Source organism: Streptomyces sp. NBC_01428 (genome assembly GCF_036231965.1).
In the GTDB taxonomy this organism is placed as follows: domain Bacteria; phylum Actinomycetota; class Actinomycetes; order Streptomycetales; family Streptomycetaceae; genus Streptomyces.
This window is the reverse complement of the sequence record NZ_CP109499.1, coordinates 8,231,081-8,257,664: the sequence shown is the minus strand read 5'-3', so window position 1 is coordinate 8,257,664 and position 26,584 is coordinate 8,231,081. Positions and strand designations below refer to the sequence as shown.

Below are 26,584 nucleotides of genomic sequence, written 5' to 3'. Positions count from 1 at the left end.
GTGAAGCCCGGGGAGCGACCGAATCGTATGGAGGGCGGGCCGGGGCGGACAGGACGAACTCCGGCCATTCGGCACCCGCCGTTCACACCTGGCGCGACGGGGGCCGAAAGACGACGGGCCCGTGCGAATCGCCCGCCCCCTCCTCGCGCCGCGCACGCCCCTGCGACACTGAGGCCCATGGATCCACGACACCTGAGACTGGGCCGCCGTCGCATATGGATGAGCAGTGCCGTCTGCTTTCTGGTGCTCGGGCCGATCGGCTGGTTCCTCGGTGGCTGGGTCCCGTTCACGATCCTTGCCGTCGCCCTCGTCGCGGCCACGGCGGTCTCGCACCGTCGGGCCTCCAGCTGGCTGGCGCCCGCCGTCGCGAAGGGCCAGTCGGAGAGCCGGCGGGACGTCGCCACCTTCTGCGTGGTGATAGCGGTGAGCGGTTACGCGCAGCCGCCCGTGCGGCCCGCCCCCTCCCCCGCGGACCTTGCCGCGCTGCGCCTGGAGGCGTACCGGGCCGCCGCGGACGACGACCTGGCGGAGGAGCTGCGCCTTCTCGCGGCCGACGCCCTGTCCGCCGCGGACCGGGCCCACGACGAGGACGGTCCCGCGGGCTGGCGGACGGCACGGGCGAGCGCGGAGCGACTGGCGCACGCCGCCCAGGAGGGCAACCCGTACGTACGGAAGCTGCTCATCCAGTGGGTCGAGGGCAACCCGGCCGGCGACCGCTGACCGTCCGCGCGCCCGCCGCGCACGATCTCAGGGACGCTCGAAGAACTGGATCACTCCCCCGGCCGAGAAGCAGAGCGCTCCGGCGAGGGTCCCCCAGTTGGCGATGTCGATGTTCACGAGGCTGCCCGTCTCGGGGCGGGTGAAGGCGGCCAGCGCCGAGACGAGGAAGAGCACCGAGCCCAGCTGGTTGATCGCGACGATCCACCAGCCCACCTCGTGGGCGAGCACACGCGGACGGCCGTGACAGACCTCCACCAGCGCGAGGTGCCCGGAGACCAGGAACAGCGCACAGCCGACGAGGTCGGGGGCCCAGATCAGCCGGTTCACCTGCTGTACCGACAGGCCCTGCAGCAGCGAGTCCAGCAGGTTGACGCCGAACACGAGTGTTCCGACGAACAGCACGAAGGTGCTCAGCCAGTCGATCCGTCCGGGCTCGTAGCTCCACCATCTCCAGCGGCGCCCGGCGAGGACACCCGCCGTGCTGTCCTGGCGTGGGGCGTTGACCGCCTGCAGCAGGGAGGCGTAGCCGCCGGTGTTGAAGAAGAGGCCGCCGACGAAGTAGATCCAGGCGCCCGAGGAGCCGTGCGATCCGTACTGGGCCACTCCGGCGCCGAGGGCGAACAGGGCACCGCCGACCGTGAACGCGGTGGCCGCGACAGTGTTCAGTCTGCGCAGCCGGCCGATCGACACGGTGTCCGCCCGCCGGGAACGGGCCGCCGTCTCTCCCGGTTCACGGACGCTGAGCAGGCCCCGCTTGCGCGCCCGCCGCGACTCCCAGACGGCCGTCCGCCCGTCCATGAGACGCCAGGTCAGCCGGGTGGTGAACGGCCCCGCCCCTTCGGAGCGCGCTTCGGTTCGGCTCATCAGCCGACCCTAGCCGGGCAGATCGGAGCACACCGGTCGCCCGGCATCGTGTCGCCGGGTGGGCCGCGTCGGCCGAGGTGACCGGAGCCGAGCCGTCAGGGGCTGCTTCAGGACTCCGCTTCGCGCCGGAGGAAGTTGCTCACCTGACAGGCCAGGCTGTCCCGGGCCGTGTCGGGGCGGGTGTCCCCTTCGAGGACCTCGTCGTTCTCGACGCCGCCGGCCCACAGGAAGCGCTCGGCCCACTCGTCGTCCACCTTGAGCGCCACCTGGATGTCCACGCGGTGCAGCGCGGTGTCGGGTCCCGCGGCGAAGAGGACCGCCGTGGCCCGCCGCAGCGGATAGACGTCGAAGCCCTCGATGAACTGCGAGTTCCGCCAGTCGAGGAAGGCGCTCTCACCGTCGGGGCCGACGCGGATGTCGATCTGGCCGTCTTCGAGGTGGATGCCGAAATGCTCGGTGGTGCGGTTCTCGACGGTCACCCGGAACCGGAAGTAGGTGAGGTCGTCGGCGGCGTCGTCCCGCCCCCGCGGGGGCTCCGCCTTCTCCACCCCGTGGACGCGGACACGCAGGCCGGCATGCTCGTCGTACTCCTGCCAGTCCCCGACCACGTTCGGCTCGCGCACAGTTCACCTCTCCACTTCAGAGAGTTGTTCCTATCTGTGCCCTCAACGACGTGTCAAATGAGCCGGACACCCTGTGGCCAGGTATTTCGCTTTCCTTGATCAGCGATCAAGCCGTGCCCAGCCAGAACGTTTCCGCGTCACCCGGGAGGGCTAATTCCGCGCGTGCTGCACATCACGTTTCCCGGGCGTCACGCCGGCTCGATGTTCTGGTTGAGGCGGAACAGGTTGTGGGGATCCCGGTCGGCCTTCACCCGGGCCAGCCGGTCGTAGTTGCCGCGGTAGGCGGCCCGCACCCTCTCCTGCCCCTCGTTCATCATCATGTTCACGTACGCGCCGCCCGCGGAGTACGGGTGGAGCGCGTCGGAGTACTCGACGCTCCACCGTTCGACGAGACCGGCGTTGGCCGGGTCGGAGTCCACCCCCGCGAAGACCGAGGCCCAGCGGCTGTCGCGGTAGCTCCAGGCGGTGTCCTCGGCGGCGTGGTCGTGGACGGCGCCGTCGATCGGGTAGAGGTGCATGGTCGACTTCCAGGTCGGCGGTTCGGAGCCGAACCGCGCGTGCACGGTGACGGCCTCGTCGGGGATCTCGTCGACGAAGTCGGCGCGCCAGTACCACTGGTCGCCTGGCGGGTAGACGCCGTCGAACGCGGACTGCAGCGCGGGGAACGGCATCGGGGCCGGGCCGTGCAGCAGGGGCGCGGGCAGCGCGTCGAGCAGGGGCGCCATCGCCCGGGCGGCCGCGTCGGTGTCCTCGCCGAGGTGGCACCAGACCACGCCGCAGACCTTCCGCAGATGGGTCTCCTCCGGGAACGGCGGTCCCGGCGGGACCGAGCCGAACAGGAAGAAGGCGCCCAGCTCGCGCGGGGCGTCGGGGAGGAAGTCGCGGTACGCGGTGAGGACCTCGGCGCCGAGTTCGGCCGGCCAGAAGGTGGGCCCGGCGACGACCGTGTCCACCTCGTGCAGCCGGAACAGGAAGGAGGTCACGACGCCGAAGTTGCCGCCACCGCCCCGGATCGCCCAGAAGAGGTCGGCGTTCTCGTCGGCGCTCGCCCGGACATGCTCGCCGCTCGCGAGGACGAGGTCGGCCTCCAGCAGGTTGTCGATGGTCAGGCCGTATTTGCGGCTGAGGTGGCCGAGGCCGCCGCCGAGCGTGATGCCGGCGACGCCCGTGGTGGAGATGATGCCGCTCGGTGTGGCCAGCCCGTGTTCGTTGGTGGCCCGGTCGACCTCGCCCCAGACACAGCCGCCGCCGACGCGCACCGTCCGTGCGGCCGGGTCGACCTCGATGTCCTTGAGCGGGGAGAGGTCGAGCACCACCCCGTCGTCACAGGTGCCGAGGCCCGCGCCGTGGTGGCCGCCGCCCCGGACCGCGAGCGGGAGCGCGTGGTCCCGGGCGAAGCCGATCACCCGGGCGACGTCCTCGGGACCGGTGCAGCGCGCCACCAGGGCGGGCCGCCGGTCGATCATCCCGTTGTAGACGGCACGGGCCTCGTCGTAACCGGAGTCGTCGGGACCGATCAGCTGCCCCTCGAAACCGGAGAGTTCCTTGCGCGCCGCTTCTGCCGGCGTCATGGCCATGTGGGTTCACCGCATCCGGGGACCGCTCGGGGTTGCGGTGCCGGTCCCTGGGCCCGTCGCCGGTCCCGCCGATGGGTCCGATGCGCCCGTTCCAGCCCGATTCACGACCAGCCTACGCCCGACCTCCGGTCCTGGGCGGTCGGGACAGCAGCACGAGACCGCGGGCCTCGACCCGGACGTCGGTGCCCGCCTTGCGTTCCGACTCGTCCGGCACGCCCAGGGGGTCGGCGGTGTCGATCCGCGCCGCCCACCGCTCGCCGTACGTGGCGTCGGGCAGGCGGAAGACGACGGGCTCCCAGTGGCTGTTCAGCAGGAGCAGGAAGGAGTCGTCGACCACCCGGCCGCCGCGCGGGTCGGTCTCGGCGATCGCGTCGCCGTTGAGGAAGGCCGCGACGGCGTGGGCGTCGGAGCGGGTCCAGTCCTCGTCGGTCATCTCGCGGGCGTCGGGGCGCAGCCACATCAGGTCGGGCAGCGGCTGGCCCTCGTGCGTCACCGTGTCCCCGAGGAAGAACCGGCGGCGGCGCAGGACGGGATGGGCGGCGCGCAGGGCGATGGCACGCCGGGTGAACTCCATGAGGTCCCGCTGCTCGTCGGTGAGGCTCCAGTCGATCCAGGAGATCTCGTTGTCCTGGCAGTAGGCGTTGTTGTTGCCGCGCTGGGTGCGGCCGAGTTCGTCGCCGTGGGAGATCATCGGGACGCCCTGGGAGAGCAGCAGGGTGGCGAGGAGGTTGCGCTGCTGCCGGCCGCGCAGTTCGAGGACGCCCTCGTCGTCGGTGGGGCCCTCCGCGCCGCAGTTCCAGGACCGGTTGTCGTTGTCGCCGTCGCGGTTGCCCTCGCCGTTGGCGTCGTTGTGCTTGTCGTTGAAGGAGACCAGGTCGCGCAGGGTGAACCCGTCGTGCGCGGTGACGAAGTTGATGCCGGCGCGCGGCCGTCGGCGGTCGTGCCGGTAGAGGTCGGAGGATCCGGTCAGCCGGGAGGCGAACTCGCCGAGGGTGTGGTCGCCGGAACGCCAGAAGTCCCGCACGCAGTCACGGTACTTGCCGTTCCACTCCGACCACAGGGGCGGGAAGTTCCCGACCTGGTAGCCGCCGTCGCCCACGTCCCAGGGCTCGGCGATGAGTTTCACGCGGCCGACCACCGGGTCCTGCTGGATCAGGTCGAAGAACGCCGAGAGCCGGTCCACCTCGTGGAACTGCCGGGCCAGGGTGGCCGCCAGGTCGAAGCGGAAGCCGTCCACGTGCATCTCGGTGACCCAGTAGCGCAGCGAGTCCATGATCAGCTGGAGCACGTTGGGGTGCCGCATCAGCAGGCTGTTCCCGGTGCCGGTGGTGTCGTAGTAGTGCGCCCGGTCGCCCTCCACCAGGCGGTAGTAGGCGGCGTTGTCGATGCCGCGGAAGGAGAGGGTGGGGCCGTTCTCGTTGCCTTCGGCGGTGTGGTTGTAGACGACGTCGAGGATCACTTCGAGGCCGGCCGCGTGCAGTGCCTTGACCATCGACTTGAACTCGGCGACCTGCTCGCCCCGGGTGCCGTGGGCCGCATACGCGTTGTGCGGCGCGAAGAAGCCGATCGTGTTGTACCCCCAGTGGTTCGACAGGCCGCGGTCGCGCAGGAAACCGTCCTGGGCGAACTGGTGCACCGGCATCAGCTCGACCGCCGTCACCCCGAGCGAGGTCAGGTGCTCGATGGCGGCGGGGTGGGCCAGGCCCGCGTAGGTACCGCGGAGTTCCTCGGGCACCCCGGGGTGCGTCCGGGTCAGGCCGCGCACATGGGCCTCGTAGATCACCGTCTCGGCGTAGGGGCGCAGCGGTGGCCGGTCGTCGCCCCAGTCGAAGGCGCTGTCGGTGACCACGCCGAGCAGGGTGTGGCCCGCGCTGTCGGCGGAGGACGGGCCGCCGGGATCGTGCTCGAAGAGGGAGGGATCGTTGTCGGCCTGCCCGTCGACCGCCTTGGCGTACGGGTCGAGCAGCAGCTTCGCCGGGTTGCACCGGTGGCCCGCGGCCGGGTCCCAGGGGCCGTGCACCCGATAGGCGTAACGCTGCCCGGGGCCGACGCCCGGGAGGTAGGCATGCCACACGAAGCCGTCGACCTCGGTGAGCGGGACCGTCCGGACGTCGTCGAGCGCGTCGATCAGGACGAGATCGACGCGCTCGGCGACTTCGGTGAACAGGGCGAAGTTGGTTCCTTCGCCGTCGTATGTCGCCCCCAGCGGGTAGGGGCGCCCGTTCCAGGTGGTGAGCACGTGATCACCGTACGGTGGGCACGACCGCCTGTCCTGGCGGGTTCATCCGCGGGCGGCGACCGCCTCGCTGTCGTCGCGGGCGGTGGACAGGGCGGTCTCCGGCAGCACGAGGTACCGGGGCGTCCGCCGCGCCTCGCGCAGGCTGGGGGCCGGCAGCGGCGGGTCCAGCGGGGCGTGTTCGGCCGCGCGGGCACGCCACGAGAACCAGATGATCTTGCCGCCGACGTCGGTGGCACAGCCGCCCCAGCCGTCGCTCAGCGCGGCGATCTGGGCAAGACATCCCTGGGGCGCGTTGTGCGGACGGATGTCCTGACTGTTGTCCGAGACGGCGGCGATGAGTCGCTGGCCGTTCCACCACATCTCGATGGTCGTGTTCTTGTCCGTGGCGTGCTGCTCGATCGTGCGAAGCAGCGCTTCGGCACAGTGGCAGACGGACTCGACGAGATTCTCCAGGTTCCAGTACCGGAGGTGTGCGGCCAGAATGCGCTTGACCTGTCCGACCCTTTCGGGGCTGAGCTCCACGTCGAGGTGGTAGTAGCAGGGAACTGCGGCTTTCATCGTCGTTTGCTCCTCACCGGCGAGGCTCTCGCCCCTTCCCGGATCCCTGTGGGACCGGGCCCCGAACACGAAGCGTGAGCAGTGATCGCTCCTGAGTCACTCCCAGAGTGGGAGTGCTACTCCATACGTGCAACTCGAGAGCGGCCGGGACCGTCGCGCGCGGCGCCGCCGTAGTTGAAGAACCAACAAGACGCTCGGTGCCCGTACAGGCACCATGAGTGAGGGTGTCGGTGCGTGACGGACCGGCTCCCCTTCGCGTGCGGCCCTCACTCGCCTCCCGGGCGAGCCGTGCGCGGTCGAGAGATCGGGAAGGTGACCAGCGTGATGCTGCTGCCTGCCAAATCCGAGGTCGCCCGGCATCTGGAGCGGTACCGGGCCTGGGAACGTCTGCATCTGGCGACCCCCGCCGACCACGTGGTGCGGGGGAATTTCGAGAACACCGGCTACACCCTGTGCGTCCTGATGGGGAAGCGCTGCGCGCGCGAGGCGGCGGACGCCGCCGAGGTCTACATCCAGGACGTTCCGGCACGGATCTGAAGGACGGTCACAAGGACCGCACACGACAGGGATCCTCGGCGGCGAGCGTGACGCGTCGGGCCCAGAAACCGCGGAGGCGAGACCCATGGACGCGCACACGGACACCGGCCGTATCCCCGTCGTGGACGTGCGGCCGGTCGTCGATTGCGGCAGGCGGCCCGCCAAGGCCGTCGCCGGTGAGACGTTCCAGGTCACCGCCACGCTCTTCGGCGAGGGTCATGACGTGGTCGGCGCCGATGTCGTCCTGTGCGATCCCGAAGGCCGCCCGGGCCCGTGGACCCCGATGCGCGAACTGGCCCCCGGCACCGACCGCTGGGGCGCCGACGTCACCCCGACGGCCACCGGCCGCTGGACGTATCAGGTGGAGGCGTGGAGCGACCCGGTGACCGGGTGGCGGCGCGCCGCGGAGATCAAGGTTCCCGCCGGGCTCGACGTCGGTCTCGTCCTGGAGGAGGGCGCCGCGCTGTACGAGCGGGCCGCCGCCGGGATCCCCGAGGGCGCGGGCCGGGACAGCGTGCGGGCCGCCGCCGACGCCTTGCGCGACGACTCCCGCACGCCCGCCGACCGGCTCGCGGCGGCTCTCCGCCCGGAGGTGGACGCCGCTCTCGCCGGCCACCCGCTGCGCGAACGGCTCACCCGTTCGCTCCCGTTGCCGTTGCTGGTGGAGCGGGAGCGGGCGTTGTACGGCTCCTGGTACGAGTTCTTCCCGCGCTCGGAGTCCGGGCAGTTGGATCCGCCGGTGCACGGCACGTTCCGCACCGCGGCCGAACGGCTGCCCGCCATCGCGGAGATGGGCTTCGACGTCGTCTACCTCCCGCCGATCCATCCCATCGGCACCACCTTCCGCAAGGGTCCCGACAACACCCTGTCCGCCGCCCCCGAGGACGTCGGCGTGCCCTGGGCGATCGGCTCCCCCGAGGGCGGCCACGACGCGATCCACCCCGACCTGGGCACCCTGGAGGACTTCGACGCCTTCGTGGCCCGGGCCGCCTCGCTGAACCTGGAGATCGCGCTCGACTTCGCGCTCCAGTGCTCGCCGGACCACCCGTGGGTGGAGAAGCACCCGGAGTGGTTCCACCACCGCTCCGACGGCACGATCGCCTACGCGGAGAACCCGCCGAAGAAGTACCAGGACATCTACCCGATCGCCTTCGACAAGGACATGCCGGGCCTGGTCACCGAGACGGTCCGGGTGCTGCGGCACTGGATGGACCACGGCGTCCGCATCTTCCGCGTCGACAACCCGCACACCAAGCCCGTCGTCTTCTGGGAGCGGATCATCGCGGAGATCAACGCGACCGACCCCGACGTGATCTTCCTCGCCGAGGCGTTCACCCGGCCCGCGGTCATGCGGCGCCTCGCCGAGGTCGGCTTCCAGCAGTCGTACACCTACTTCACCTGGCGCAACACCAAGCAGGAACTGACGGAGTACCTCACGGAGCTGTCCGGTGAGGCGGCCGCGCACATGCGGCCCAACTTCTTCGCCAACACCCCCGACATCCTGCCCGGCTATCTCCAGCACGGCGGCCGGCCGGCCTTCGAGGTCCGGGCCGTGCTCGCCGCGACCCTCTCGCCGACGTGGGGCGTGTACGCGGGGTACGAGCTGTGCGAGAACGCCGTGGCCCGGGAGGGCGGCGAGGACTACCTCCACTCGGAGAAGTACCAACTGCGCCCGCGCGACTGGACCGCCGCCGACCGCGACGGCCGCACCATCGCCCCCCTCATCACGCGGCTCAACCGGATCCGGCGCGATCACCCGGCCCTGCGCGCACTGCGGAACCTCCACTTCCACGAAGCCGACAACGACTCCCTGATCGCGTACAGCAAGCGTTCGGGTGACGACACGGTGGTCGTCGTGGCGAACCTGGACCCCCACCACACCCGGCAGGCGACAGTGTCCTTGGACATGCCGCGCCTCGGTCTGAGCCGGGACGCGCGCGTGCCGGTGCGCGACGAGCTCACCGGCGAGACCTACAACTGGGGCAGGTCCAACTTTGTGCGCCTGGGTCCGGGCGGCGCACACGTCTTCACTGTCGGCCCGGCACCGCGGATCGGAGGGTCCCCCGCATGATGGTCAATGAGCCCGTCCCGGATACGTTCGAGGACACCCCGGCCAAGGACCGCGATCCCGAGTGGTTCAAGCGCGCCGTCTTCTACGAGGTCCTGGTGCGCTCGTTCCAGGACAGCAACGGCGACGGCGTCGGAGACCTCAAAGGCCTCACCGCCAAACTCGACTACCTGCAATGGCTGGGCGTCGACTGCCTGTGGCTGCCCCCCTTCTTCAAGTCCCCCCTGCGCGACGGCGGCTACGACGTCTCCGACTACACCGCCGTCCTGCCCGAGTTCGGCGACCTCGCCGACTTCGTGGAGTTCGTCGACGCCGCCCACCAACGCGGCATGCGCGTCATCATCGACTTCGTCATGAACCACACCAGCGACCAGCACCCGTGGTTCCAGGAGTCCCGCGCCAACCCCGACGGCCCCTACGGCGACTACTACGTCTGGGCCGACGACGACAAGCAGTACCAGGACGCCCGGATCATCTTCGTCGACACCGAAGCCTCCAACTGGACCTTCGACCCGGTCCGCAAGCAGTACTACTGGCACCGCTTCTTCTCCCACCAGCCCGACCTCAACTACGAGAACCCGAAGGTCCAGGAGGACATCCTGGCGGCCCTGCGGTTCTGGCTCGATCTGGGGATCGACGGGTTCCGGCTGGACGCCGTGCCGTACCTGTACCAGCAGGAGGGCACGAACTGCGAGAACCTGCCGGCCACGCACCAGTTCCTCAAGCGGGTCAGGACCGACATCGACACGCACTATCCGGACACGGTGCTGCTGGCGGAGGCGAACCAGTGGCCCGAGGACGTCGTCGACTACCTCGGCGACTTCCCCTCCGGCGGCGACGAGTGCCACATGGCGTTCCACTTCCCCGTCATGCCCCGCATCTTCATGGCCGTGCGGCGTGAGTCCCGCTACCCCGTCTCGGAGATCCTCGCCAAGACACCCGCGATCCCGAGCAACTGCCAGTGGGGCATCTTCCTGCGCAACCACGACGAGCTCACCCTCGAAATGGTCACGGACGAAGAACGCGACTACATGTACGCCGAATACGCCAAGGACCCGCGCATGCGGGCCAACATCGGCATCCGCCGCCGCCTGGCCCCGCTGCTCGACAACGACCGCAACCAGATCGAACTCTTCACCGCCCTGCTGCTCTCCCTGCCCGGCAGCCCGATCCTCTACTACGGGGACGAGATCGGCATGGGCGACAACATCTGGCTCGGCGACCGCGACGCCGTGCGCACCCCCATGCAGTGGACCCCCGACCGCAACGCCGGATTCTCCTCCAGCGACCCCGGCCGCCTGTTCCTGCCCACGATCATGGACCCCGTCTACGGCTACCAGGTCACCAACGTCGAAGCGTCGATGTCCTCGCCCTCCTCGCTGCTGCACTGGACCCGCCGCATGATCGAGATCCGCAAACAGAACCCCGCCTTCGGACTCGGCTCCTACACCGAACTCCAGTCCTCGAACCCCGCCGTGTTCGCCTTCCTGCGCGAGGCCCCCTCCAACGAGGACGGAACGGACGACCTCGTCCTGTGCGTCCACAACTTCTCCCGCTTCGCCCAGCCCACCGAACTCGACCTCCGCGAGTTCACCGGCCGCCACCCCGTCGAACTCATCGGCGGCGTCCGCTTCCCCGCCATCGGCGAACTCCCCTACCTGCTCACCCTCGCCGGACACGGCTTCTACTGGTTCCGGCTGCGCAACGGGGCCGCCCCCGTCGGCGCGAAGCGCTCGTGAAGCCGTGCAGCCCACAGCCCGCCCGCACCTGAAAGGACGTGTCGCCATGGCGAAGACCGCTCTGCACCGTCCGAGCGGCCTCGGTCCCGCTCCGCTGCTCACCTCGCTCGCCGAGATGCTGCGCGCCTGGCTGCCGCGGCAGCGCTGGTTCGCCGGCAAGGGCAGACCCGTCACGGACCTGACGCTGGTGTCGTCGACCGAGCTGTACCCGGGGTGCCTGCATCTGCTCGTCCGCACCGAACACCTGGGGTCGCCCGCCCACAGCGGTGCCGGCACTCCCCCGGCCGAGGACTGCTACCAACTGCTCCTCGGCGTACGGAAGGTCCTGCCCCCGCAGCTCGCGCACGCCTTCATCGGCCGGGCGAGCACCGGTCCGCTGGCCGAACTGACCGTGTACGACGCCTTCCACGACCCCAAGGCGGCGGGGCTCCTGCTGGAGCGCCTGCGCGTCCCGGGCTCGGCGGGCCCGCTGTGCTTCGAGCGCGATCCGCGCGTCACGGTGCCGGGCGGTCTCGCACCGCGGCTGCTCGACGCGGAGCAGTCCAACTCCTCTCTGGTGTACGGGGACGCGTTCATACTGAAGGTCTTCCGGCGCGTCCAGCCCGGCATCAACCCGGACCTGGAGGTGCCGCGGGCGCTGGCCCGCCAGGGTTGCACCCGGGTCCCCCCGCCCGCGGCCTGGTTCCGTACCTCGGAGCCGCAGGACGCCACCCTCGGTGTCCTCCAGCCCTACCTGCGCGACGCCGCCGACGGCTGGACGCTCGCCCTCGCCTCGCTCACCTCGGAGAACGACTTCACCGAGGAGGCGTACGAACTGGGACGGGCGACCGCGGAGGTGCATCTCGCGCTGGCCACGGCGTTCCCCCTCGACCCGCCGAGCCCGGGCGGCAACAAGCGGCTCGCGGACGCGATGCACGAGCGGCTCGACGCGGCGGTCCGGTCCGTGTCCGAACTCCAGCCCCATGCCGAAGGGCTGCGGTCCGCCTTCGACGCCCTCGCCGGTCTGGACTCCGCCGTCCGCCCCGCCCAGCGCATCCACGGCGACCTCCACCTCGGCCAGGTCCTGCGGGCCGGACAGCGGTGGTCGGTGATCGACTTCGAGGGTGAACCCGCCCGTCCGATCAGCGAACGCCGGCGTGTCCAGTCCCCCGTCCGCGATGTGGCGGGCATGCTGCGCTCCTTCGACTACGCGGCCCGTTCCCGTCAGCCGTGGCGCCCCGAGTGGGCGGACCGCTGCCGGGAGGCCTTCTGCGCGGGCTACGCCGTCGCCGCGGCCTGGGACCCGCGGGAGGAACCCGAACTGCTCCGCGCGTACGAGACGGACCGCGCCGTGTACGAGGTGCTCTACGAAGCCCGCCACCGTCCCGACTGGCTGGCCGTCCCGATGGCGGCGGTCGGACGACTCGCCACCGCCCGTTCCTGACCACCACCCCCGAGCCCCCTTCCGAGAACCGATCCCCCTCACCCCCCACTCCGAGAGGCCCGAGCCGTGACAGTCCGCTCCGCAACCCCCCGCGTACGGCCCGCCAAGCCCGCCGCCCCGCCGGCGCAGCCCAGCGCCGCGCTGGACCCCACGGACCGGGGACGGCTGCTGTCCGGCTCCCATCACGATCCGCACGCGCTGCTCGGGGCCCATCCCGTAACGGGCGGTGTGCTGTTCCGTGCCCTGCGGCCGTACGCCCAGGGTGTGTCGGTCGTGGTGGACGGGCGCCGTACCGCGCTCGACGACCTGGGTGACGGGCTGTTCGGGGCGGTGCTGCGGCTCGACGCGATTCCCGCGTACACGCTGGTGGTGACGTACGGGGACACCGAGTTCGAGACCGAGGACCCCTACCGGTTCCTGCCCGCTCTCGGGGAGATGGACCTGCACCTGATCGGTGAGGGCCGGCACGAGGAGCTGTGGAAGGCGCTCGGCGCGGAGCCGATGACCCACGAGGGCGTCGCCGGAACACGGTTCACGGTGTGGGCGCCGAACGCGCAGGGGGTGCGGGTCTGCGGGAACTTCTGCCACTGGGACGGTGCCTCGGGATTCCCGATGCGCTCGCTCGGTTCGTCCGGCGTGTGGGAGGTGTTCCTGCCCGGGATCGGCGAGGGCGAGCTGTACAAGTACGACATCACGCGCCCGGACGGGTCCCGCACGCTGCGCGCCGACCCGATGGCCCGCCGGACGGAGGTTCCGCCGGCGACGTCCTCGATCGTGACCCGGTCGACGCACACGTGGCAGGACTCCGCGTGGATGGACGCCCGGGCGAAGCGCCGTCCGCTGCACGAGGCGCCGTTCTCGGTCTACGAGGTGCATCTGGCGTCCTGGCGGCCGGGGTTGACCTACCGCCAGCTCGCCGAGCAGCTTCCGGCCTATGTGACGGACCTGGGCTTCACGCACGTCGAGCTGATGCCGGTCGCCGAGCATCCCTTCGGCGGCTCGTGGGGCTACCAGATCACCGGCTTCTACGCGCCGACCGCGCGGCTGGGCTCCCCCGACGACTTCAAGTACCTGGTCGACGCGCTCCACCAGGCCGGCATCGGTGTGCTGATGGACTGGGTGCCTGCGCACTTCCCGCGCGACAACTGGGCGCTCGCCGCCTTCGACGGACGCCCGCTGTACGAGCACCCGGACCCGCAGCGCGCCGACCACCCCGACTGGGGAACCCTGGAGTTCGACTACGGCCGCCGCGAGGTCCGCAACTTCCTCGTCGCCAACGCCACCTACTGGTGCGAGGAGTTCCACATCGACGGCCTCCGCGTCGACGCGGTGGCCTCCATGCTCTACCTCGACTACTCCCGCGAGGACGGGCAGTGGAGCCCCAACGAGTTCGGCGGCCGGGACAATCCCGACGCGGTGGCGTTCCTCCAGGAGATGAACGCCACCGTCTACCGCCGCAACCCCGGCGTCGTCACCATGGCGGAGGAGTCGACGGCCTGGGACGGGGTCACCCGCCCGACCTCCGAGGGCGGGCTCGGTTTCGGGCTGAAATGGAACATGGGCTGGATGCACGACTCGCTGGAGTACATCCAGCACGAGCCGATCCACCGGAAGTACCACCACAACGAGATGACGTTCTCGATGGTGTACGCCTACAGCGAGAACTACGTGCTGCCGATCTCTCACGACGAGGTCGTCCACGGCAAGCAGTCACTCGTCTCCAAGATGCCCGGCGACTGGTGGCAGCAGCGCGCCAACCTGCGCGCCTACCTGGCCTTCATGTGGGCCCACCCCGGCAAGCAACTCCTCTTCATGGGGCAGGAGTTCGCGCAGGGCGGCGAATGGAAGGAGGCCGAGGGGCCGAACTGGTGGCTCCTCGACCCCGCCTACGGCGCCGAGGCCGACCACCGGGGCGTGCAGGATCTCGTCCGCGACCTGAACAAGGAGTACCGCGCCGACCCGGCCCTGTGGGAGCGCGACACCGATCCTTCGGGGTTCAGGTGGGTGATGGGGGACGCGGCCGACGACAACGTGTTCGCGTTCCTGCGGCACGCCGCCGACGGCACGCCCCTCCTCGCCGTCTCGCACCTCTCCCCCGCCGTACGCCACAACTACCGCCTCGGCGTCCCCGAGGACATCCCCGCCTGGCACGAGGTCCTCAACACCGACGCCCTGCGCTACGGCGGCAGCGACGTCACCAACCCCGAGCCGGTGAAGGCCGAGGCGATCGGCATGCACGGCCGTCCGACGAGCATCGAACTGACGCTGCCGCCGCTGGCGACGGTGTGGCTGCGGCCGGCCTGAGCCGACCGCGGCGACGCCCCGGGAAGCCCGTCTCTCAGGAAGAGGCGGGCTTTCCCGATGTGTGGAGCCAGGTGTGGAAGAGGCCCGAGAGGTCCTTGCCGGACTCCCGCTCGGACAGCCGGACGAACTGGGCCGTCGTGCCGTGCCCATCACGGTGACCGGTGGCCCAGCAGCGCAGGATGCGGAAGAACGCGCGGTCGCCGACGGCGGTGCGCAGCGCGTGCAGGGCCATGGCACCGCGGGCGTAGACGGGCGTCTCGAAGATGTGCTCGCCGCTGCCGGGGTCGGCGGGCGGGAACGCCCACAGGTCCTTGTCCGCCGGGGTGGCGTACAGCGCGTCAAAGGTCTGCTGGGCGCTCTTGCCGCCGTGCTGCTCGGTGTAGAGCCACTCCGCGTACGTGGCGAAGCCCTCGTTGAGCCAGATGTCCTTCCACTTCGTCAGGGAGACGGAGTCGCCGAACCACTGGTGGGCGCTCTCGTGGACGAGGGTGCCGAGATCGGGCGCCGCGTCGTAGACGGGCCGTGTCTGGGTCTCCAGGGCGTAGCCGACCTGTGGGGCCCGGTCGACGATGGCGCCGGCGGCCCGGAACGGGTAGGGGCCGAAGAGCTTGCTCTCCCAGGCGAGGACGGACGGCAGCTTCTTCAGGACCGGCGCGGCGTCGGCCGCCTCCCGGGGGTCGACGGCGTTGTAGACCTTGAGGCCGTCCCGGGTGGTGTACTGCTCGACCTTGAACGTGCCGACGGTCGCCGTGGCGAGGTAGGCCGCCATCGGCTCGGACTGCCGCCAGCGGAAGGTGGTCCGACCGTGGCTGGTCCGCTGTCCGAGCAGCACCCCGTTGGCGACGGCGGTCCGGCCCTGCGGAACCGTCAGGGTGAAGTCGTAGGAGGCCTTGTCGGTGGGGTGGCTGTTCGCGGGGAACCACGTCATCGCGCCCTGCGGTTCGCCCGCCACGAAGGCGCCGTCGTCCGTGGGGATCCAGCCGTCGGGCGAGCCGTCCGGGTCCGTGACGGGCCGGGGCGTGCCGGCGTAGGTGACGGTGACGCGGAACTCCTGGCCCGCGTGGAGGGCCTTGCGCGGGGTGACGACGAGTTCCTGTCCGGTACGCCGGAAGGACGCCCGCGTGCGGTCGACGGTGACACCGGTGACCTTCAGGCCGCTGAGGTCGAGGTCGAAGCGGGTCAGCCGCTGCGTGGCACGGGCGGTGACGACCGCCGTGCCGTCGAGGTGCCGGGTCGCCGGGTCGTAGCCGAGGGTCAGGCCGTAGTGGCGGACGTCGTAGCCGCCGTTGCCCGAGAGGGGGAAGTACGGGTCGCCCGCGCCCGCGGAGCCCGCGGTCCCGGCCGCCGTGGCGGGTCCGGCGGCGGTGAGCAGTGCGGCGAGCGCGACGGGGACGGCCGCGACGACGGCTTCGCGGCGCAGGACGGTCGTACGTCGTGCGGGCTGCTGCGGGCGTGGTCTCACGTGCGCTCCTCCGGTTCGACGGTGATCATCGCGCACAGCCTATGAGTCTCCGCGGCCGCTGCACCTTTCGATCGGGTCAAGTCGCGTCCGACCGACCCGTCCCGGCCGTCCCCCTGGCCGGACGGCGGGCCGGCGTGATGAAGTCGGTCCACGCGTCCGAAGATCCGGTGCCCGGCCGCCGTCACGGCCGGGCACCCGCTCCGTCGGCGCCGCCGTAGGCCGACGGCATGTCAGGCCCGGTACACCGCAGAGGAGATGCTCGTGAGCGGTACGTCGTCCACCTGGACCCAGGCCCCCGTGAGGGTGGGGCTCGTCGGCGCGGGGCCCTGGGCGCGGGCCGTGCACGCCCGGGTGCTCGCCGCCGGGCCGGAGACGCGGCTGACGTCGGTGTGGGCGCGCCGGCCGGAGGCCGCCCGGGAGACGGCCGAGCCGTACGGTGCCGCGGTGGCCGCGTCCTTCGAGGACCTGCTCGACAGCTGCGAGGCGGTCGCCTTCTCAGTGCCGCCCGCCGTTCAGGCCGAACTCGCCCTGCGGGCCGCGGAGGCGGGCAAGGCTCTCCTCCTGGAGAAGCCCCTGGCGCTCGATCTGCCGTCGGCGCGGCGGCTCGTGGACGCCATCGACGCGGCGGGCGTCGTCTCCCAGCTCGTCCTGACCAACCGCTACCACCCGGCCACACGGCGGTTCCTCGACGAGGCGCGGGCCCTCGACGTGTCGGGGGCCCGGTCCTGCATGCTGGGCGGCGCCTTCCTGGGCGGTGACTTCGCGACGCCGTGGCGCCTGGAGCACGGCGCGCTGCTCGACATCGGGCCGCATCTGCTCGATCTGCTGGACGCAGCGCTCGGGCCGGTCGTCCGGGTCCGCGGCGTGGGTGATCCGCGCCGCTGGGTCGAGCTGACCTGCGAGCACGAGGGTGGCGCGGTCAGCCAGGCCTCGCTGTCGGGGTCGGTCGAGGTCGAGCGCGGCATCACCCGGATCGAACTGTTCGGCCGGCATCCGGAACTGGTCTTCGACGGTGGGGCGCTCGACCACGAGGAGTCCTGGCCCGTGCTGCGCCGCGAGTTCGCCACGGCGGTGCGGTCGGGGCGGTCCGGCGAACTCGACGCCCACCGGGGGCTGCGGCTGCAGACGCTGATCACCCAGGCACTGGAGGGCTGAGGCCCCCGGGGGACGGGTGCGGGGCGGGGCCGTTCAGGGGAAAGGGGCGACGGGCCGGCGTGTGCGGCCGGCGGTGTGTCGACACAACAGCTGTGAACCTGCCGCTGATCGCCCCCATGCTCGCGACCCCCGGAACGCTGCCGTCCCAGGGACAGGACATGCGCTGGGCCTACGAGACGAAGCACGACGGCCAGCGCGCGGTGGTGTATCTGCCCGGCGACGGCAGTGTGCGGTTGCGGGCCCGGTCGGGCGAGGACATCACCGCGGCCTACCCGGAACTGCGCGCCCTCGGCGGTGTCCTCGGCACGACGCCGGCCGTCCTGGACGGTGAGGTGCTGGTCCTGGACGAACAGGGCCGCGGCGACTTCCAGTTGCTGCAGTCCCGGATGGGCCTCGCCGGGTCGCCGGGAAAGGCGCTCCGGCTCGCGGAACGGGCGCCCGCCCATCTGGTCGTGTTCGACGTGCTCCGGCTCGGGGACGATCGGACGGGGCTGCGCTACGAGGTGCGGCGGCGGACGCTGGAGGAGCTGGCGCTGGAGGGGCCGTTCTGGTCGACGCCGGCGGCGCTGGTGGGCCACGGCGAACTGGCGCTCCGGGCGACGCGGGAGAACGGTCTGGAGGGGCTGGTCTGCAAGCGGCTGGACTCCGTGTACGAGCCGGGGACACGTTCACGGTCCTGGATCAAGATCCGCAACATGCGCACGGCCGATGTCGTCGTGGGCGGCTGGGTTCCCGGACGGGGCCGTCTGTCGGGGCTGCCCGGCGCGGTGCTCGTGGGGCAGCGCGCCGCCGGGAGGCTGCGCTACGTCGGAAGCGTGGGCACCGGCTGGAACGCGGCGGAGCGCACCGAACTGGCCCGGCTGCTGGGGGCCTCGGGGACGGACCGCTGCCCTTTCGACACGGTCCCGCGCGCGGCCGAGGCACGCTGGGTGCTGCCGCGGCTGGTGGGCGAGGTCCGCTACAGCACCCGTACCCGCGCGGGCCTGCTGCGCCAGCCGTCCTGGTTGCGGCTGCGCCCCGACCTCACTCCCGAGGAGTCGGCGGCGGATCTGCCGTAGGCGGCGCACCGGTCCCGCCGGTTCACGGCGCACGAAGGAGCCGGCCGCTCGCAGGCGGTCGGCTCCTCGAGTGTCCCGGCTCAGGTTCTGCCGGGCCCGCCGCTGCCGAAGGATCCGCTCGATCCCGGTTGCCAGCGCTTGCGATGCTGGTCGTCGGCGTGCTTGGTGCTGGAGGAGTGCATGTTGTAGGGCATCAGCCGTTCACTCTCGTCGGCCGCGTGCGGGACCTCGTCGGGTTCCCTCATCTCCCGCTCCTCGTGGACCGCTCCACCCTCGGGCAGGTGGGGCTGCTCCTCGGCGGTCGGTGGGGCCGATTCCTGGCCCCGCACCCTGATGCCCATCCGGACCGCCCAGACGAGGGCGGCCACGATGACCAGGCCACCGACGAAGGCGGCGACCACGTTGGTCGTCGAATTCGCCAGGATCACTTCTTGGCTCGCGATGTACATGATGGTCGCGTACCCCCAATGCAAGGGGAAATCTGCGTACTGATCCGTCAGCGACGGCCATCCCATTATATTCCGGATCATTTCGGGCACCGCCACCCGTTCACGCGGGACGGTGCGCCACAGCCCCGAACATCGTCACCGACATGTGCAGGCCGCCCTTCCGGGCCGCCTCCGCGAGCTCCTCGTAGAGGCCGTCCCGCTGAGCCTCGCCGAGCAGGCCGCGGCGTATCGCGGACTCGGCCATCATCCGGATCAGCGGCCACGCCACGGAGGTGTGGTCCTGGAGCAGCGCCTGCGAGCCCCGGTCGTCGATCACCAGTCCGGCGGCCGTCAGCCGGCCCACCAGCTTGCGTCCCGAGTACGGGTCGGCCGCCGCGGACAGCGCGCCGGAGGTGAGCGCGGCGACCGTCTCGGGGTCGCCGGGGTGCAGGATCGTGGTGGCCCAGTCGGTGTCCAGCAGGGCGACACGACCGCCGGGACGCAGCACGCGGGCGATCTCGACGACGGCCTTCTCCGGCTCGGCGAGGTGCTGGAGCACCCGCTCGCACCACACGACGTCGACGGTGGAGTCGGGCAGCGGCAGGGACAGGGCGTCCCCGTCGGCGAAGCGTGCCGAGCTGCCGGCCTCGGCTGCCCGCTGCTCGGCGACGGCCCGCAGTCCGGGGTTCGGTTCGAGGCCGAGGACCCTGCCCTGGGGACCGACCGCGGCCGCGAGGTTCCGGGTCTGCGAGCCGGTCCCGGCGCCGATGTCGAGGGCCCGCTCACCGGGGCGGACGGCCAGGGCCGAGTGGGCCCAGGAGCGCAGCCTGTGCACGCCGTTGTTGACGTCCTGGGCATCCAGGGCACCGACCAGACGGGCCGTGCTGTCCACGCTGATGTTGGGCGCGTGGAATTCCGAAGTGGGTCGCGTGTCCCGCATGGCGGTCACTCTAGAACCACCTTGGTCGTTTCCGTATTCAGATTGTGTAACGCCTCAAGGCCGGGGTCACGAAGGCCAGGACGAGCACCGCGACGACCACCAGGGCGCCGCCTCCCGCGACCGCGGCCTGCGCGCCGAACAGTGATCCGGCCGTGCCGTGCAGGACGTCGGCGACGCGCGGGCCGCCCACGACGACGACGGTGAAGACGCCCTGGAGCCGGCCGCGCATCTCGTCGGTGGCGGCGGACAGCAGGATCGCCCCGCGGAAGACCATCGAGACCATGTCCGCCACACCGGCCAGGGCGAGGAAGACCACCGCGAACCAGAGGCTGTCGCTGAGCCCGAACCCGGCGATGGCCGCTCCCCAGGCGGCGACGGAGGCGATGACCATCAGGCCGTGCCGCCGGGCGCGGGAGAACGTGCCGGACAGCAGTCCGCCGAGGACCGCGCCGATGGGGACCGCCGCGAACAGCAGGCCGAGTGCCAGTCCCTCGCCGTACGGGGCGTACGTCTCGGCGGCGAGCTGCGGGAACAGGGCGCGGGGCATGCCGAGGACCATGGCGATGATGTCGGCGAGGAAGGACAGCAGCAGCACCTTGTGCAGGGCGATGTAACGGAAGCCGGCGGCGACCTCGCGCCAGCCGGCCCGTCGTGAGCCGGCGCCGGTGAGCGGGGGCAGGGCGGGCAGTCTGGCGACCGCCCACACGGTGACGCACAGGGCGAGGGCGTCGATCAGATACAGCTCGGGCAGCCCGATGAGCGGGATGAGGGCACCCGCCAGCATCGGGCCGGCCACCGAGCCGGTCTGCATGACGGTCGATCCGAGCGCGTTGGCGGCGGGGAGTTCGTCCGCGGGCACGAGCCGGGCGATGGAGGCGCTGCGCGCCGGGGAGTTGAGCCCGAAGAAAGCCTGCTGGAGGGCGAGCAGGACCATCAGGACGGGTACCGACTCCAGGCCGGTGACGGCCTGGACCCAGAAGAGCAGCGACGTGACGGCTATGCCGCAGTTGGTGATGAGCAGGAGCTTGCGGCGGTCCATGCTGTCGGCGACGGCGCCGCCCCACAGGGCGAAGAACACCAGCGGCAGCAGTCCGGCGAGGCTCGCGTACCCCACCCACGCCGAGGAGCCGGTGATGTCGTAGATCTGCTTGGGCACGGCGACCGCGGTGAGCTGGCTGCCGACGGCGGTGACGGCGGTCGACGACCACAGCCGGCGGTAGGCGGGGCGCCGCAGCGGCCGGGTGTCCATGGCCCACCGGCGCCATCCGGTCCGCCCCGGCTGCTCCGTGGTCCCGGCCTCGGCGTCCTGCGGCGCGGCGGCGCTGTCCGTGTTGCTCTTGCTCGTGTCCACGCTCGTCCTGGTTGCTTGATACATCTTTCGATTCAGGGATCACTATGGCCGAGCGCGAGCACCGCGTGTCCCCCGGGGGACCGGATTGGTGCGCAAGGTCCCCAAAGGTCTGAATCGAACAGCCGGGGGCGGGCCGGACGGCGACGGCGTACGGCTGTTCAGGCGCCGGCGAGCAGCGTGGCGCCCATCGCGATCATCGTGACGGCGACCAGGCCGTCCAGCACCCGCCAGGCCGTGGGCCGGGCCAGCGGGCGGCTGAGCAGCCGGGCGCCGAACCCGAGGGCGGCGAACCAGCACAGGCTCGCGAACGCCGCTCCCAGAGCGAACGTCCAGCGCAGCTGACCGCGGTCGGCGGCCAGCGAGCCGAGCAGGAACACCGTGTCCAGGTACACGTGCGGGTTCAGCCAGGTCAGGGCGAGGCAGGTGAGGACGGCGCGACGCCACGAGGGCGCGGATCCGGTCGCTGCGCGCAGTGCCGAGGGCCGCAGGACCCGCCGGGCGGCAAGGACTCCGTAGACGACGAGGAAGCCGCCGCCGACCAGGCCGACCACGGTGAGCGCGGCGGGCCAGGCCACCACCAGCGCGCCGACACCGCCGACACCGAGGGCGATGAGGGCCGCGTCGGACACGGCGCAGATGCCCACCACCGCGAGGACCGCGTCCCGGCGGATGCCCTGGCGCAGGACTAAGGCGTTCTGCGCGCCGATGGCGACGATGAGGGAGAGACCGGAGCCGAATCCGGCGACCGCTGCGGTGAGGGCGTCTGTCATGCCGTCGACGCTAGAAAGCAGATCGTCGGGAGTACAGCTAAAGATTCTTACGTATCATTAGCGCTCGTGATGACGGAACTGCCGCTGGACCATGTCCGCACCCTTCTCGCCGTGATCGACGAGGGCACCTTCGACGCGGCGGCGGCAGCGCTCCATGTGACGCCCTCGGCGGTGAGCCAGCGCGTCAAGTCACTCGAACAGCGCACCGGCCGGGTGCTGCTCATGCGGACGAAGCCGGTGCGGCCGACGGAGTCCGGCGAGATCGTCGTCCGGTTCGCCCGTCAACTGGCCCGGCTGGAGGGCCGGGCGCAGGCCGAGCTGGGCATGCCGGGCTCCGGGGAGCCCACCCGGCTGTCGATCGCGGTGAACGCCGACTCGCTGGCGACCTGGTTCCTGCCGGCGCTCACCCGCCTGCCGCACGGGCTGCGGCTCTGCTTCGAGCTGCGCCGCGAGGACGAGGACCACACGGCCGCGCTGCTGCGCGAAGGAGCGGTGATGGCGGCCGTGACGTCGTCGCCCGACCCGGTGGCGGGCTGCTCGGTCCGCGCGCTGGGGCGGCTGCGGTATCTGCCGGTGGCGGCCCCCGCGTACGCCGAGGAGTGGCTCGGCACCCGGGCCGGCACGCCGCTGCACGAGGGGATCGCCGCGGCCCCGGTGGTGGCCTTCGACCGGAACGACGACTTCCAGGACGACTTCGTCCGCTCCCTCACCGGCGGCGGGGCGGGGACGCTGCGCCACTTCGTCCCCACCTCTGAGGGGTTCGTCGCGTCCGTGGCGGCCGGGATGGGCTGGGGCATGGTGCCGGAGGTCCAGGCGCGGCCGCTGCTGGCCGACGGACGGCTGATCCACCTGCTGCCGGGGCGGAGCGTGGACGTGCCACTGTTCTGGCAGCAGTGGAAGCTCGACTTCCCCGCGCTCGGCGCGATGGCCGAGGCCGTGGCGGCCGTCGCCGCCGAGACGCTGGAGCAGGCTCCGCCCGGATGAATCACCGGCTTCCGAACGGGTTCCGGACCGCGCGCGACCCGGTATCTTCGCGCTGAGCACATCCGGGCACGACCGGAATGCGCGGGTCCCGGCCCGGTGCCGCGGGCGGCACCGAGGTGCGGTCAGGGACCTGGGAGGCGCATTCTTGCTGTGTTACCCACCTGGTGGCGGGCGGACGAGGGCAGATCGATGACAGGGAGCGCCGAACGCGAGGACCGGGCTCCTGACGCCCTGGCCAGCCTGCTCGGTGACGCGGTCACGGACGCGATCCGCGCGGCGCGCGGCTTCGCCGGCGGCGTCTACCTGCGGTCCAATACCCCCGGCCTGCTGCGTCTCGCGGTGCTCGCCGGACTGCCGGGGCCGCTCTTCCGGCCCTGGTGGCGCATGCACGTGGAACGGCCCTTCCCGGTCGCCGACGCCCACCGGCTCGGGGTGGAGGTCCTGCTCGCGGACCCGACGGAGACGATGCGCCGCTACCCGCAGCTCGCGGCGGGCCTGCCGTTCCGGTTCGGATCGCTGTACGTCCCGGTGGTGGGCGGCACGACCCCCTACGGCGTCCTCACCTGCCTGCGCCCCCCGGCCTCGGACGCCACCGAGGTCCTGCCGGACCGGGACCGGATGACGGCCGTCGCGGAGGAACTGGGAGCGGCGCTGGCGGTGCTGGCCAAGGACGGGCATCCGGTGATGTGGGACGCCGAGCCTCTGTGCGCGCGCCCACCGGCCGAGGGCCCCTCCTCCCGGACCGTCGGCGGCTTCACCTGGGACCCGGGCACCAACAGGGTGATCGCCGACGACGCCCTGTGGGCGCTGCTCGGGACCCGGCACGAAGCGTTCCCCGGCACGCCCGAGGCGCTCGCGGACGCGGTCGCCCACGACGAACCCCGGCTGCTGCTGGCCGCGCTGCGCGAGACGGCGGCGGGCCGCCCGCCGCCCCACCCGCTGCCCGTACGCACCGGCAGCGGCGGGCTGCGGCTGCTCGACCTGTGGCCGTCGGGCGGGACGGGCGGGACGCCGTACCGCGTCAGCGGTGTACTCGTCGACCCGGGTCCGGGACCCGCCGCGGGCGGGGCGGCCGACGAGCTCCCGGAGGGGGTCTTCTCCGTGGACCGGCTCGGGCTGATCACCTACGCCAATCCGCGCGCCGCGGAACTGCTCGGCCGTCCGCGCGCCGAACTGGTGGGGCGGCCGCTGTGGGACGCGGTGCCGTGGATGGCCCGCCCCGCGTACGAGGATCACCTGCGGGGCGCGCTGCTCTCCGCGGACCCGGTGCACTTCCGCGCCCGCGGCCCGCTGACCAACGACGCCGGGAGCGCTCCGGGCATCACGGGCGGCGAGACCTGGCTGAGCCTGTCCCTCTATCCCGGTCCCCGCGGTCTGACCTGCAAGGTGGTGCCGCTCGGCCGGGCCGCGGAGACCACCGGCAACTCCCCGTTCGGGACCGAGCACCCGCGCTCGGCGCCGCCCGCCCCCGACGAGCACGAGTCCGGCACCGCGGCCACGGCGCCGTTGTACAGGCCCATCGTCCTCGCCATCGCCCTGGCGGAGGCGGTCACCGCGCGCCAGGTGTCCGAGGTCGTGATGCGTGAGCTGCTCCCGGCGTTCGGCAGCCGCCGTCTGGCGATCTACCTGCTCCAGGACCGGCGTCTCTACCTGGCCTGGGAGACGGGCTTCCCGCAGGGGTTCCTCGCTCCCTTCGACGGTGTCGGCCTGGACGCCCGGCTGCCCGGCGTCGAGACGCTCACCAGTGGCCGTCCGCTCTTCTTCGAGTCGATGCAGCAGATGGCCGCCGCCTATCCGGGCATCGCCCTCGACGCCAAGGTCGGTGCCCGGGCGTTCCTGCCACTGATCGCCTCCGGGCGTCCGGTCGGCTCCTGCATCCTCGGCTTCGACCGGCCCCGCGACTTCAGTACCGAGGAACGGACGGTCCTGACCGCGCTCGCCGGTCTGATCGCGCAGTCCCTGGAGCGGGCGCGGCGCTACGACACCGAGGCGGCACTCGCGCGCGGACTCCAGGAGGCCCTGCTGCCGCACCGGTTGTCGGCGCACCCGATGGTGCAGACGGCCGGCCGGTATCTGCCCGGCACGGTCGGCATGGAGGTGGGCGGCGACTGGTACGACGTCGTGGAGGCCGGCGACGGTCTCGCGCTGGTCATCGGCGACGTACAGGGCCACGGCGTCCAGGCGGCCGCCACCATGGGCCAACTCCGCAGCGCCGTCAGGGCGTTCGCGCTCGGGGACCATGCCCCGGACGAGGTGATGAGCGGCACCAACCGGCTGCTCATCGACCTCGACCCGGGCCAGTTCGCGAGTTGCTGCTACGTCCGGGTCGACCCGCTCACCGGTGTCGCCCGCGCGGCGCGCGCCGGGCATCCGCAGCCGCTGCTGCGCCATCCCGACGGGCGCACCGAGGTCCTCGACCTGCCGGGCGGGGTGGTTCTCGGCGTCGATCCGCGGGCCGTGTACCCCGTGACGGAGCTGATGCTGGAACCCGAGGCGGTGCTGGCCCTGTACACGGACGGTCTGGTCGAGCAGCCGGGCGCGGACATCGACGACGGTGTCGAGGCGCTGCGCGCGACGCTCGCCGGGGCGGGCTCGCCGCAGCGGTTCCGCCCCGGCGGCCACTCGCTGTCGCACGCCGCCGACCTGCTCACCGCCGAGGCCCGGCGGGCGCACGCCCGCCCCGACGACATCGCCCTGCTCCTCACCACCCGCCGCGCACCCCGCGACGGCGACGGTCCGGGCTTCGTGTAGCAGCGCCCGGGCACGGCGGCTCCGGTCAGTGGGCCTCGTCCAGGCGAGCCCGCTGGTCCGGGGTCAGTTCCAGGTCCACCGCCGCGAGGTTCTCCTCCAGCTGGGCCACCGAGGAGGCACCCGCCAGCGGGATCACGGGCAGTTCGGCGCCGATCTGCCAGGCCAGCACCACTTGGTTGAGGGTCGCGTCCGCCTCCTTGGCCACCTCGCGCAGCACCGCCAGCCGGGCGGCCGTGCCGGGGTGGTCGTAGTCGGAGGGCAGGGGCTTGTCCGGCCGGCCGTACGCTCCGCCGAGCAGGGGCGAGTACGCGACGAGGGTCAGGCCGGGTTCGGCGCCGAGATAGCTGAGGAGTTCACCGGTCGCGGCGCCGAGGCCACCCTCGGGGAAGAGTCCGCTGGGCACGTCGGAGCGGGGGCGGAGCAGGCTGTGGTGGTACTGGAGAACCTCGTAGCCGGGCAGTCCGGCCGCCGTGGCGAGGGCACGGGCCCGTTCCACGCGCCACACCGCGTGGTTGCTCACCCCGAGCAGTCCGACGCTTCCCTCGGCGACGAGCCCGGCGAACGCCTCGACCGTCTCCCGGGGTTCGACCCCGCGGTCCTCGATGTGCGCGTAGAGCAGGTCGATCCTGTCGACGCCGAGGCGTTCCCTGCTCCGCTCGGCCGCCTCGCGGATCACCGCGGCAGAGAGTCCCTCGGGGTTGTCGACGAAGCCGGTTCCGGGGGCCAGGGGGCGCGCGCCGAGTTTGGTGGCGAGGACGATCTCGTCGCCGATGCCGCGGCTGCGCCGCCAGCGGCCGAGGAGTTCCTCGCTCTGGCCGCCCTGTCCTCCGTCGGTCCAGTAGGCGTAGTTGTCGGACGTGTCGATGAAGGTGCCGCCGGCCTCGACGTACCGGTCGAGTACGGCGAAGGACGTCTTCTCGTCGGTCAGCGAGCCGAAGAGCATCGCGCCGAGTGCGAGCACGCTCACCTCGCGACGGGTCGCGGGGTCGCTGCCGATGGTGCGGTACCGCATGGGTTCCCCTCCCGTTCGGGC

Annotated in this window: 20 protein-coding genes and 1 pseudogene; 10 read left to right on the top strand and 11 right to left on the bottom strand. The window is 71.9% G+C overall.

The window, feature by feature from the left end; genetic code table 11:
- Window positions 1–177 precede the first annotated feature (177 nt).
- Entirely contained in the window at window positions 178–720 is a 543-nt protein-coding gene (locus OG406_RS35985) for a hypothetical protein (RefSeq protein WP_329189878.1), read from the top strand.
- Window positions 721–747: 27 nt separating this feature from the next.
- Here the strand turns inward: OG406_RS35985 and OG406_RS35980 are convergent, their stop codons facing one another.
- The 5 genes from OG406_RS35980 to OG406_RS35960 form a co-directional block, all read right to left on the bottom strand.
- Window positions 748–1,584: a hypothetical protein gene (locus OG406_RS35980; RefSeq protein ID WP_164370210.1), complete on the bottom strand. Its 837-nt coding sequence runs from the start codon at window positions 1,582–1,584 to the stop codon at window positions 748–750.
- Window positions 1,585–1,691: 107 nt separating this feature from the next.
- Window positions 1,692–2,207 (bottom strand): hypothetical protein, encoded by a 516-nt coding sequence (locus OG406_RS35975; RefSeq protein ID WP_164370211.1) that lies wholly within the window; start codon window positions 2,205–2,207, stop codon window positions 1,692–1,694.
- 188 nt (window positions 2,208–2,395) lie between these two features.
- Window positions 2,396–3,784 (bottom strand): FAD-binding oxidoreductase, encoded by a 1,389-nt coding sequence (locus OG406_RS35970; RefSeq protein ID WP_329189874.1) that lies wholly within the window; start codon window positions 3,782–3,784, stop codon window positions 2,396–2,398.
- Window positions 3,785–3,896: 112 nt separating this feature from the next.
- Window positions 3,897–6,023: a glycogen debranching protein GlgX gene (gene glgX, locus OG406_RS35965; protein ID WP_267051734.1), complete on the bottom strand. Its 2,127-nt coding sequence runs from the start codon at window positions 6,021–6,023 to the stop codon at window positions 3,897–3,899.
- Between the two features lie 42 nt (window positions 6,024–6,065).
- A complete protein-coding gene (locus OG406_RS35960) occupies window positions 6,066–6,581 on the bottom strand; it encodes a pep a2 (protein WP_081222681.1) in 516 nt (171 codons plus the stop codon).
- Window positions 6,582–6,905: 324 nt separating this feature from the next.
- Here OG406_RS35960 and OG406_RS35955 point away from each other — a divergent pair.
- From OG406_RS35955 to glgB, 5 genes and pseudogenes are all read left to right on the top strand, one after another.
- Window positions 6,906–7,097, top strand: a pseudogene (locus tag OG406_RS35955) (DUF5133 domain-containing protein); the annotation flags it as partial.
- A gap of 106 nt (window positions 7,098–7,203) precedes the next feature.
- On the top strand, window positions 7,204–9,189 hold the full coding sequence (locus tag OG406_RS35950) for an alpha-1,4-glucan--maltose-1-phosphate maltosyltransferase (protein ID WP_329189873.1): 1,986 nt from the start codon (window positions 7,204–7,206) through the stop codon (window positions 9,187–9,189).
- Entirely contained in the window at window positions 9,186–10,925 is a 1,740-nt protein-coding gene (gene treS / locus OG406_RS35945) for a maltose alpha-D-glucosyltransferase (RefSeq protein ID WP_266610629.1), read from the top strand. Before OG406_RS35950 ends, treS begins: the two co-directional genes overlap by 4 nt.
- A gap of 46 nt (window positions 10,926–10,971) precedes the next feature.
- A complete protein-coding gene (locus OG406_RS35940) occupies window positions 10,972–12,348 on the top strand; it encodes a maltokinase N-terminal cap-like domain-containing protein (protein ID WP_164370494.1) in 1,377 nt (458 codons plus the stop codon).
- Between the two features lie 66 nt (window positions 12,349–12,414).
- Window positions 12,415–14,652: a 1,4-alpha-glucan branching enzyme gene (gene glgB, locus OG406_RS35935; RefSeq protein WP_329189870.1), complete on the top strand. Its 2,238-nt coding sequence runs from the start codon at window positions 12,415–12,417 to the stop codon at window positions 14,650–14,652.
- A gap of 34 nt (window positions 14,653–14,686) precedes the next feature.
- Here the strand turns inward: glgB and OG406_RS35930 are convergent, their stop codons facing one another.
- The gene (locus tag OG406_RS35930) at window positions 14,687–16,114 is read right to left on the bottom strand and encodes a M1 family metallopeptidase (protein ID WP_164370492.1); all 1,428 of its coding nucleotides are present in this window, start codon (window positions 16,112–16,114) and stop codon (window positions 14,687–14,689) included.
- Between the two features lie 261 nt (window positions 16,115–16,375).
- On the opposite strand from OG406_RS35930, the gene OG406_RS35925 reads away from it, so the two are divergent.
- Both OG406_RS35925 and OG406_RS35920 read left to right on the top strand, forming a co-directional pair.
- Window positions 16,376–17,269: a Gfo/Idh/MocA family protein gene (locus OG406_RS35925; RefSeq protein ID WP_329189868.1), complete on the top strand. Its 894-nt coding sequence runs from the start codon at window positions 16,376–16,378 to the stop codon at window positions 17,267–17,269.
- Between the two features lie 92 nt (window positions 17,270–17,361).
- On the top strand, window positions 17,362–18,327 hold the full coding sequence (locus tag OG406_RS35920) for an ATP-dependent DNA ligase (protein WP_266610636.1): 966 nt from the start codon (window positions 17,362–17,364) through the stop codon (window positions 18,325–18,327).
- 80 nt (window positions 18,328–18,407) lie between these two features.
- On the opposite strand, the gene OG406_RS35915 is transcribed toward OG406_RS35920, so the two are convergent.
- The 4 genes from OG406_RS35915 to OG406_RS35900 all read right to left on the bottom strand — a co-directional run bounded on the left by OG406_RS35915 (window position 18,408) and on the right by OG406_RS35900 (window position 21,816).
- The gene (locus OG406_RS35915) at window positions 18,408–18,776 is read right to left on the bottom strand and encodes a DUF6479 family protein (protein WP_267051727.1); all 369 of its coding nucleotides are present in this window, start codon (window positions 18,774–18,776) and stop codon (window positions 18,408–18,410) included.
- 100 nt (window positions 18,777–18,876) lie between these two features.
- Window positions 18,877–19,695 (bottom strand): methyltransferase domain-containing protein, encoded by an 819-nt coding sequence (locus tag OG406_RS35910; RefSeq protein WP_266853263.1) that lies wholly within the window; start codon window positions 19,693–19,695, stop codon window positions 18,877–18,879.
- A gap of 37 nt (window positions 19,696–19,732) precedes the next feature.
- The gene (locus tag OG406_RS35905; protein WP_329189865.1) at window positions 19,733–21,070 is read right to left on the bottom strand and encodes an MFS transporter; all 1,338 of its coding nucleotides are present in this window, start codon (window positions 21,068–21,070) and stop codon (window positions 19,733–19,735) included.
- A gap of 134 nt (window positions 21,071–21,204) precedes the next feature.
- On the bottom strand, window positions 21,205–21,816 hold the full coding sequence (locus OG406_RS35900) for a LysE/ArgO family amino acid transporter (RefSeq protein ID WP_329189863.1): 612 nt from the start codon (window positions 21,814–21,816) through the stop codon (window positions 21,205–21,207).
- A 66-nt stretch (window positions 21,817–21,882) separates the two neighbouring features.
- Here OG406_RS35900 and OG406_RS35895 point away from each other — a divergent pair, with 66 nt between their 5' ends.
- Together OG406_RS35895 and OG406_RS35890 are read left to right on the top strand one after the other, a co-directional pair.
- On the top strand, window positions 21,883–22,800 hold the full coding sequence (locus OG406_RS35895; protein WP_329189861.1) for a LysR family transcriptional regulator ArgP: 918 nt from the start codon (window positions 21,883–21,885) through the stop codon (window positions 22,798–22,800).
- 189 nt (window positions 22,801–22,989) lie between these two features.
- Window positions 22,990–25,551: a SpoIIE family protein phosphatase gene (locus OG406_RS35890; protein WP_329189859.1), complete on the top strand. Its 2,562-nt coding sequence runs from the start codon at window positions 22,990–22,992 to the stop codon at window positions 25,549–25,551.
- A 25-nt stretch (window positions 25,552–25,576) separates the two neighbouring features.
- Here OG406_RS35890 and OG406_RS35885 read toward each other — a convergent pair whose 3' ends face one another.
- A complete protein-coding gene (locus OG406_RS35885; protein WP_266610647.1) occupies window positions 25,577–26,563 on the bottom strand; it encodes an aldo/keto reductase in 987 nt (328 codons plus the stop codon).
- Window positions 26,564–26,584 lie beyond the last annotated feature (21 nt).

Coding starts and splice junctions, on each gene's coding strand:
- OG406_RS35900 (WP_329189863.1), bottom strand. CDS start 21,816: ATGACAGACGCCCTCACCGCAGCGGTCGCCGGATTCGGCTCCGGTCTC.
- OG406_RS35915 (WP_267051727.1), bottom strand. CDS start 18,776: ATGTACATCGCGAGCCAAGAAGTGATCCTGGCGAATTCGACGACCAAC.
- OG406_RS35905 (WP_329189865.1), bottom strand. CDS start 21,070: ATGTATCAAGCAACCAGGACGAGCGTGGACACGAGCAAGAGCAACACG.
- OG406_RS35885 (WP_266610647.1), bottom strand. CDS start 26,563: ATGCGGTACCGCACCATCGGCAGCGACCCCGCGACCCGTCGCGAGGTG.
- OG406_RS35960 (WP_081222681.1), bottom strand. CDS start 6,581: ATGAAAGCCGCAGTTCCCTGCTACTACCACCTCGACGTGGAGCTCAGC.
- OG406_RS35980 (WP_164370210.1), bottom strand. CDS start 1,584: ATGAGCCGAACCGAAGCGCGCTCCGAAGGGGCGGGGCCGTTCACCACC.
- OG406_RS35910 (WP_266853263.1), bottom strand. CDS start 19,695: ATGCGGGACACGCGACCCACTTCGGAATTCCACGCGCCCAACATCAGC.
- OG406_RS35985 (WP_329189878.1), top strand. CDS start 178: ATGGATCCACGACACCTGAGACTGGGCCGCCGTCGCATATGGATGAGC.
- treS (WP_266610629.1), top strand. CDS start 9,186: ATGATGGTCAATGAGCCCGTCCCGGATACGTTCGAGGACACCCCGGCC.
- OG406_RS35940 (WP_164370494.1), top strand. CDS start 10,972: ATGGCGAAGACCGCTCTGCACCGTCCGAGCGGCCTCGGTCCCGCTCCG.
- OG406_RS35890 (WP_329189859.1), top strand. CDS start 22,990: ATGACAGGGAGCGCCGAACGCGAGGACCGGGCTCCTGACGCCCTGGCC.
- OG406_RS35970 (WP_329189874.1), bottom strand. CDS start 3,784: ATGGCCATGACGCCGGCAGAAGCGGCGCGCAAGGAACTCTCCGGTTTC.
- OG406_RS35950 (WP_329189873.1), top strand. CDS start 7,204: ATGGACGCGCACACGGACACCGGCCGTATCCCCGTCGTGGACGTGCGG.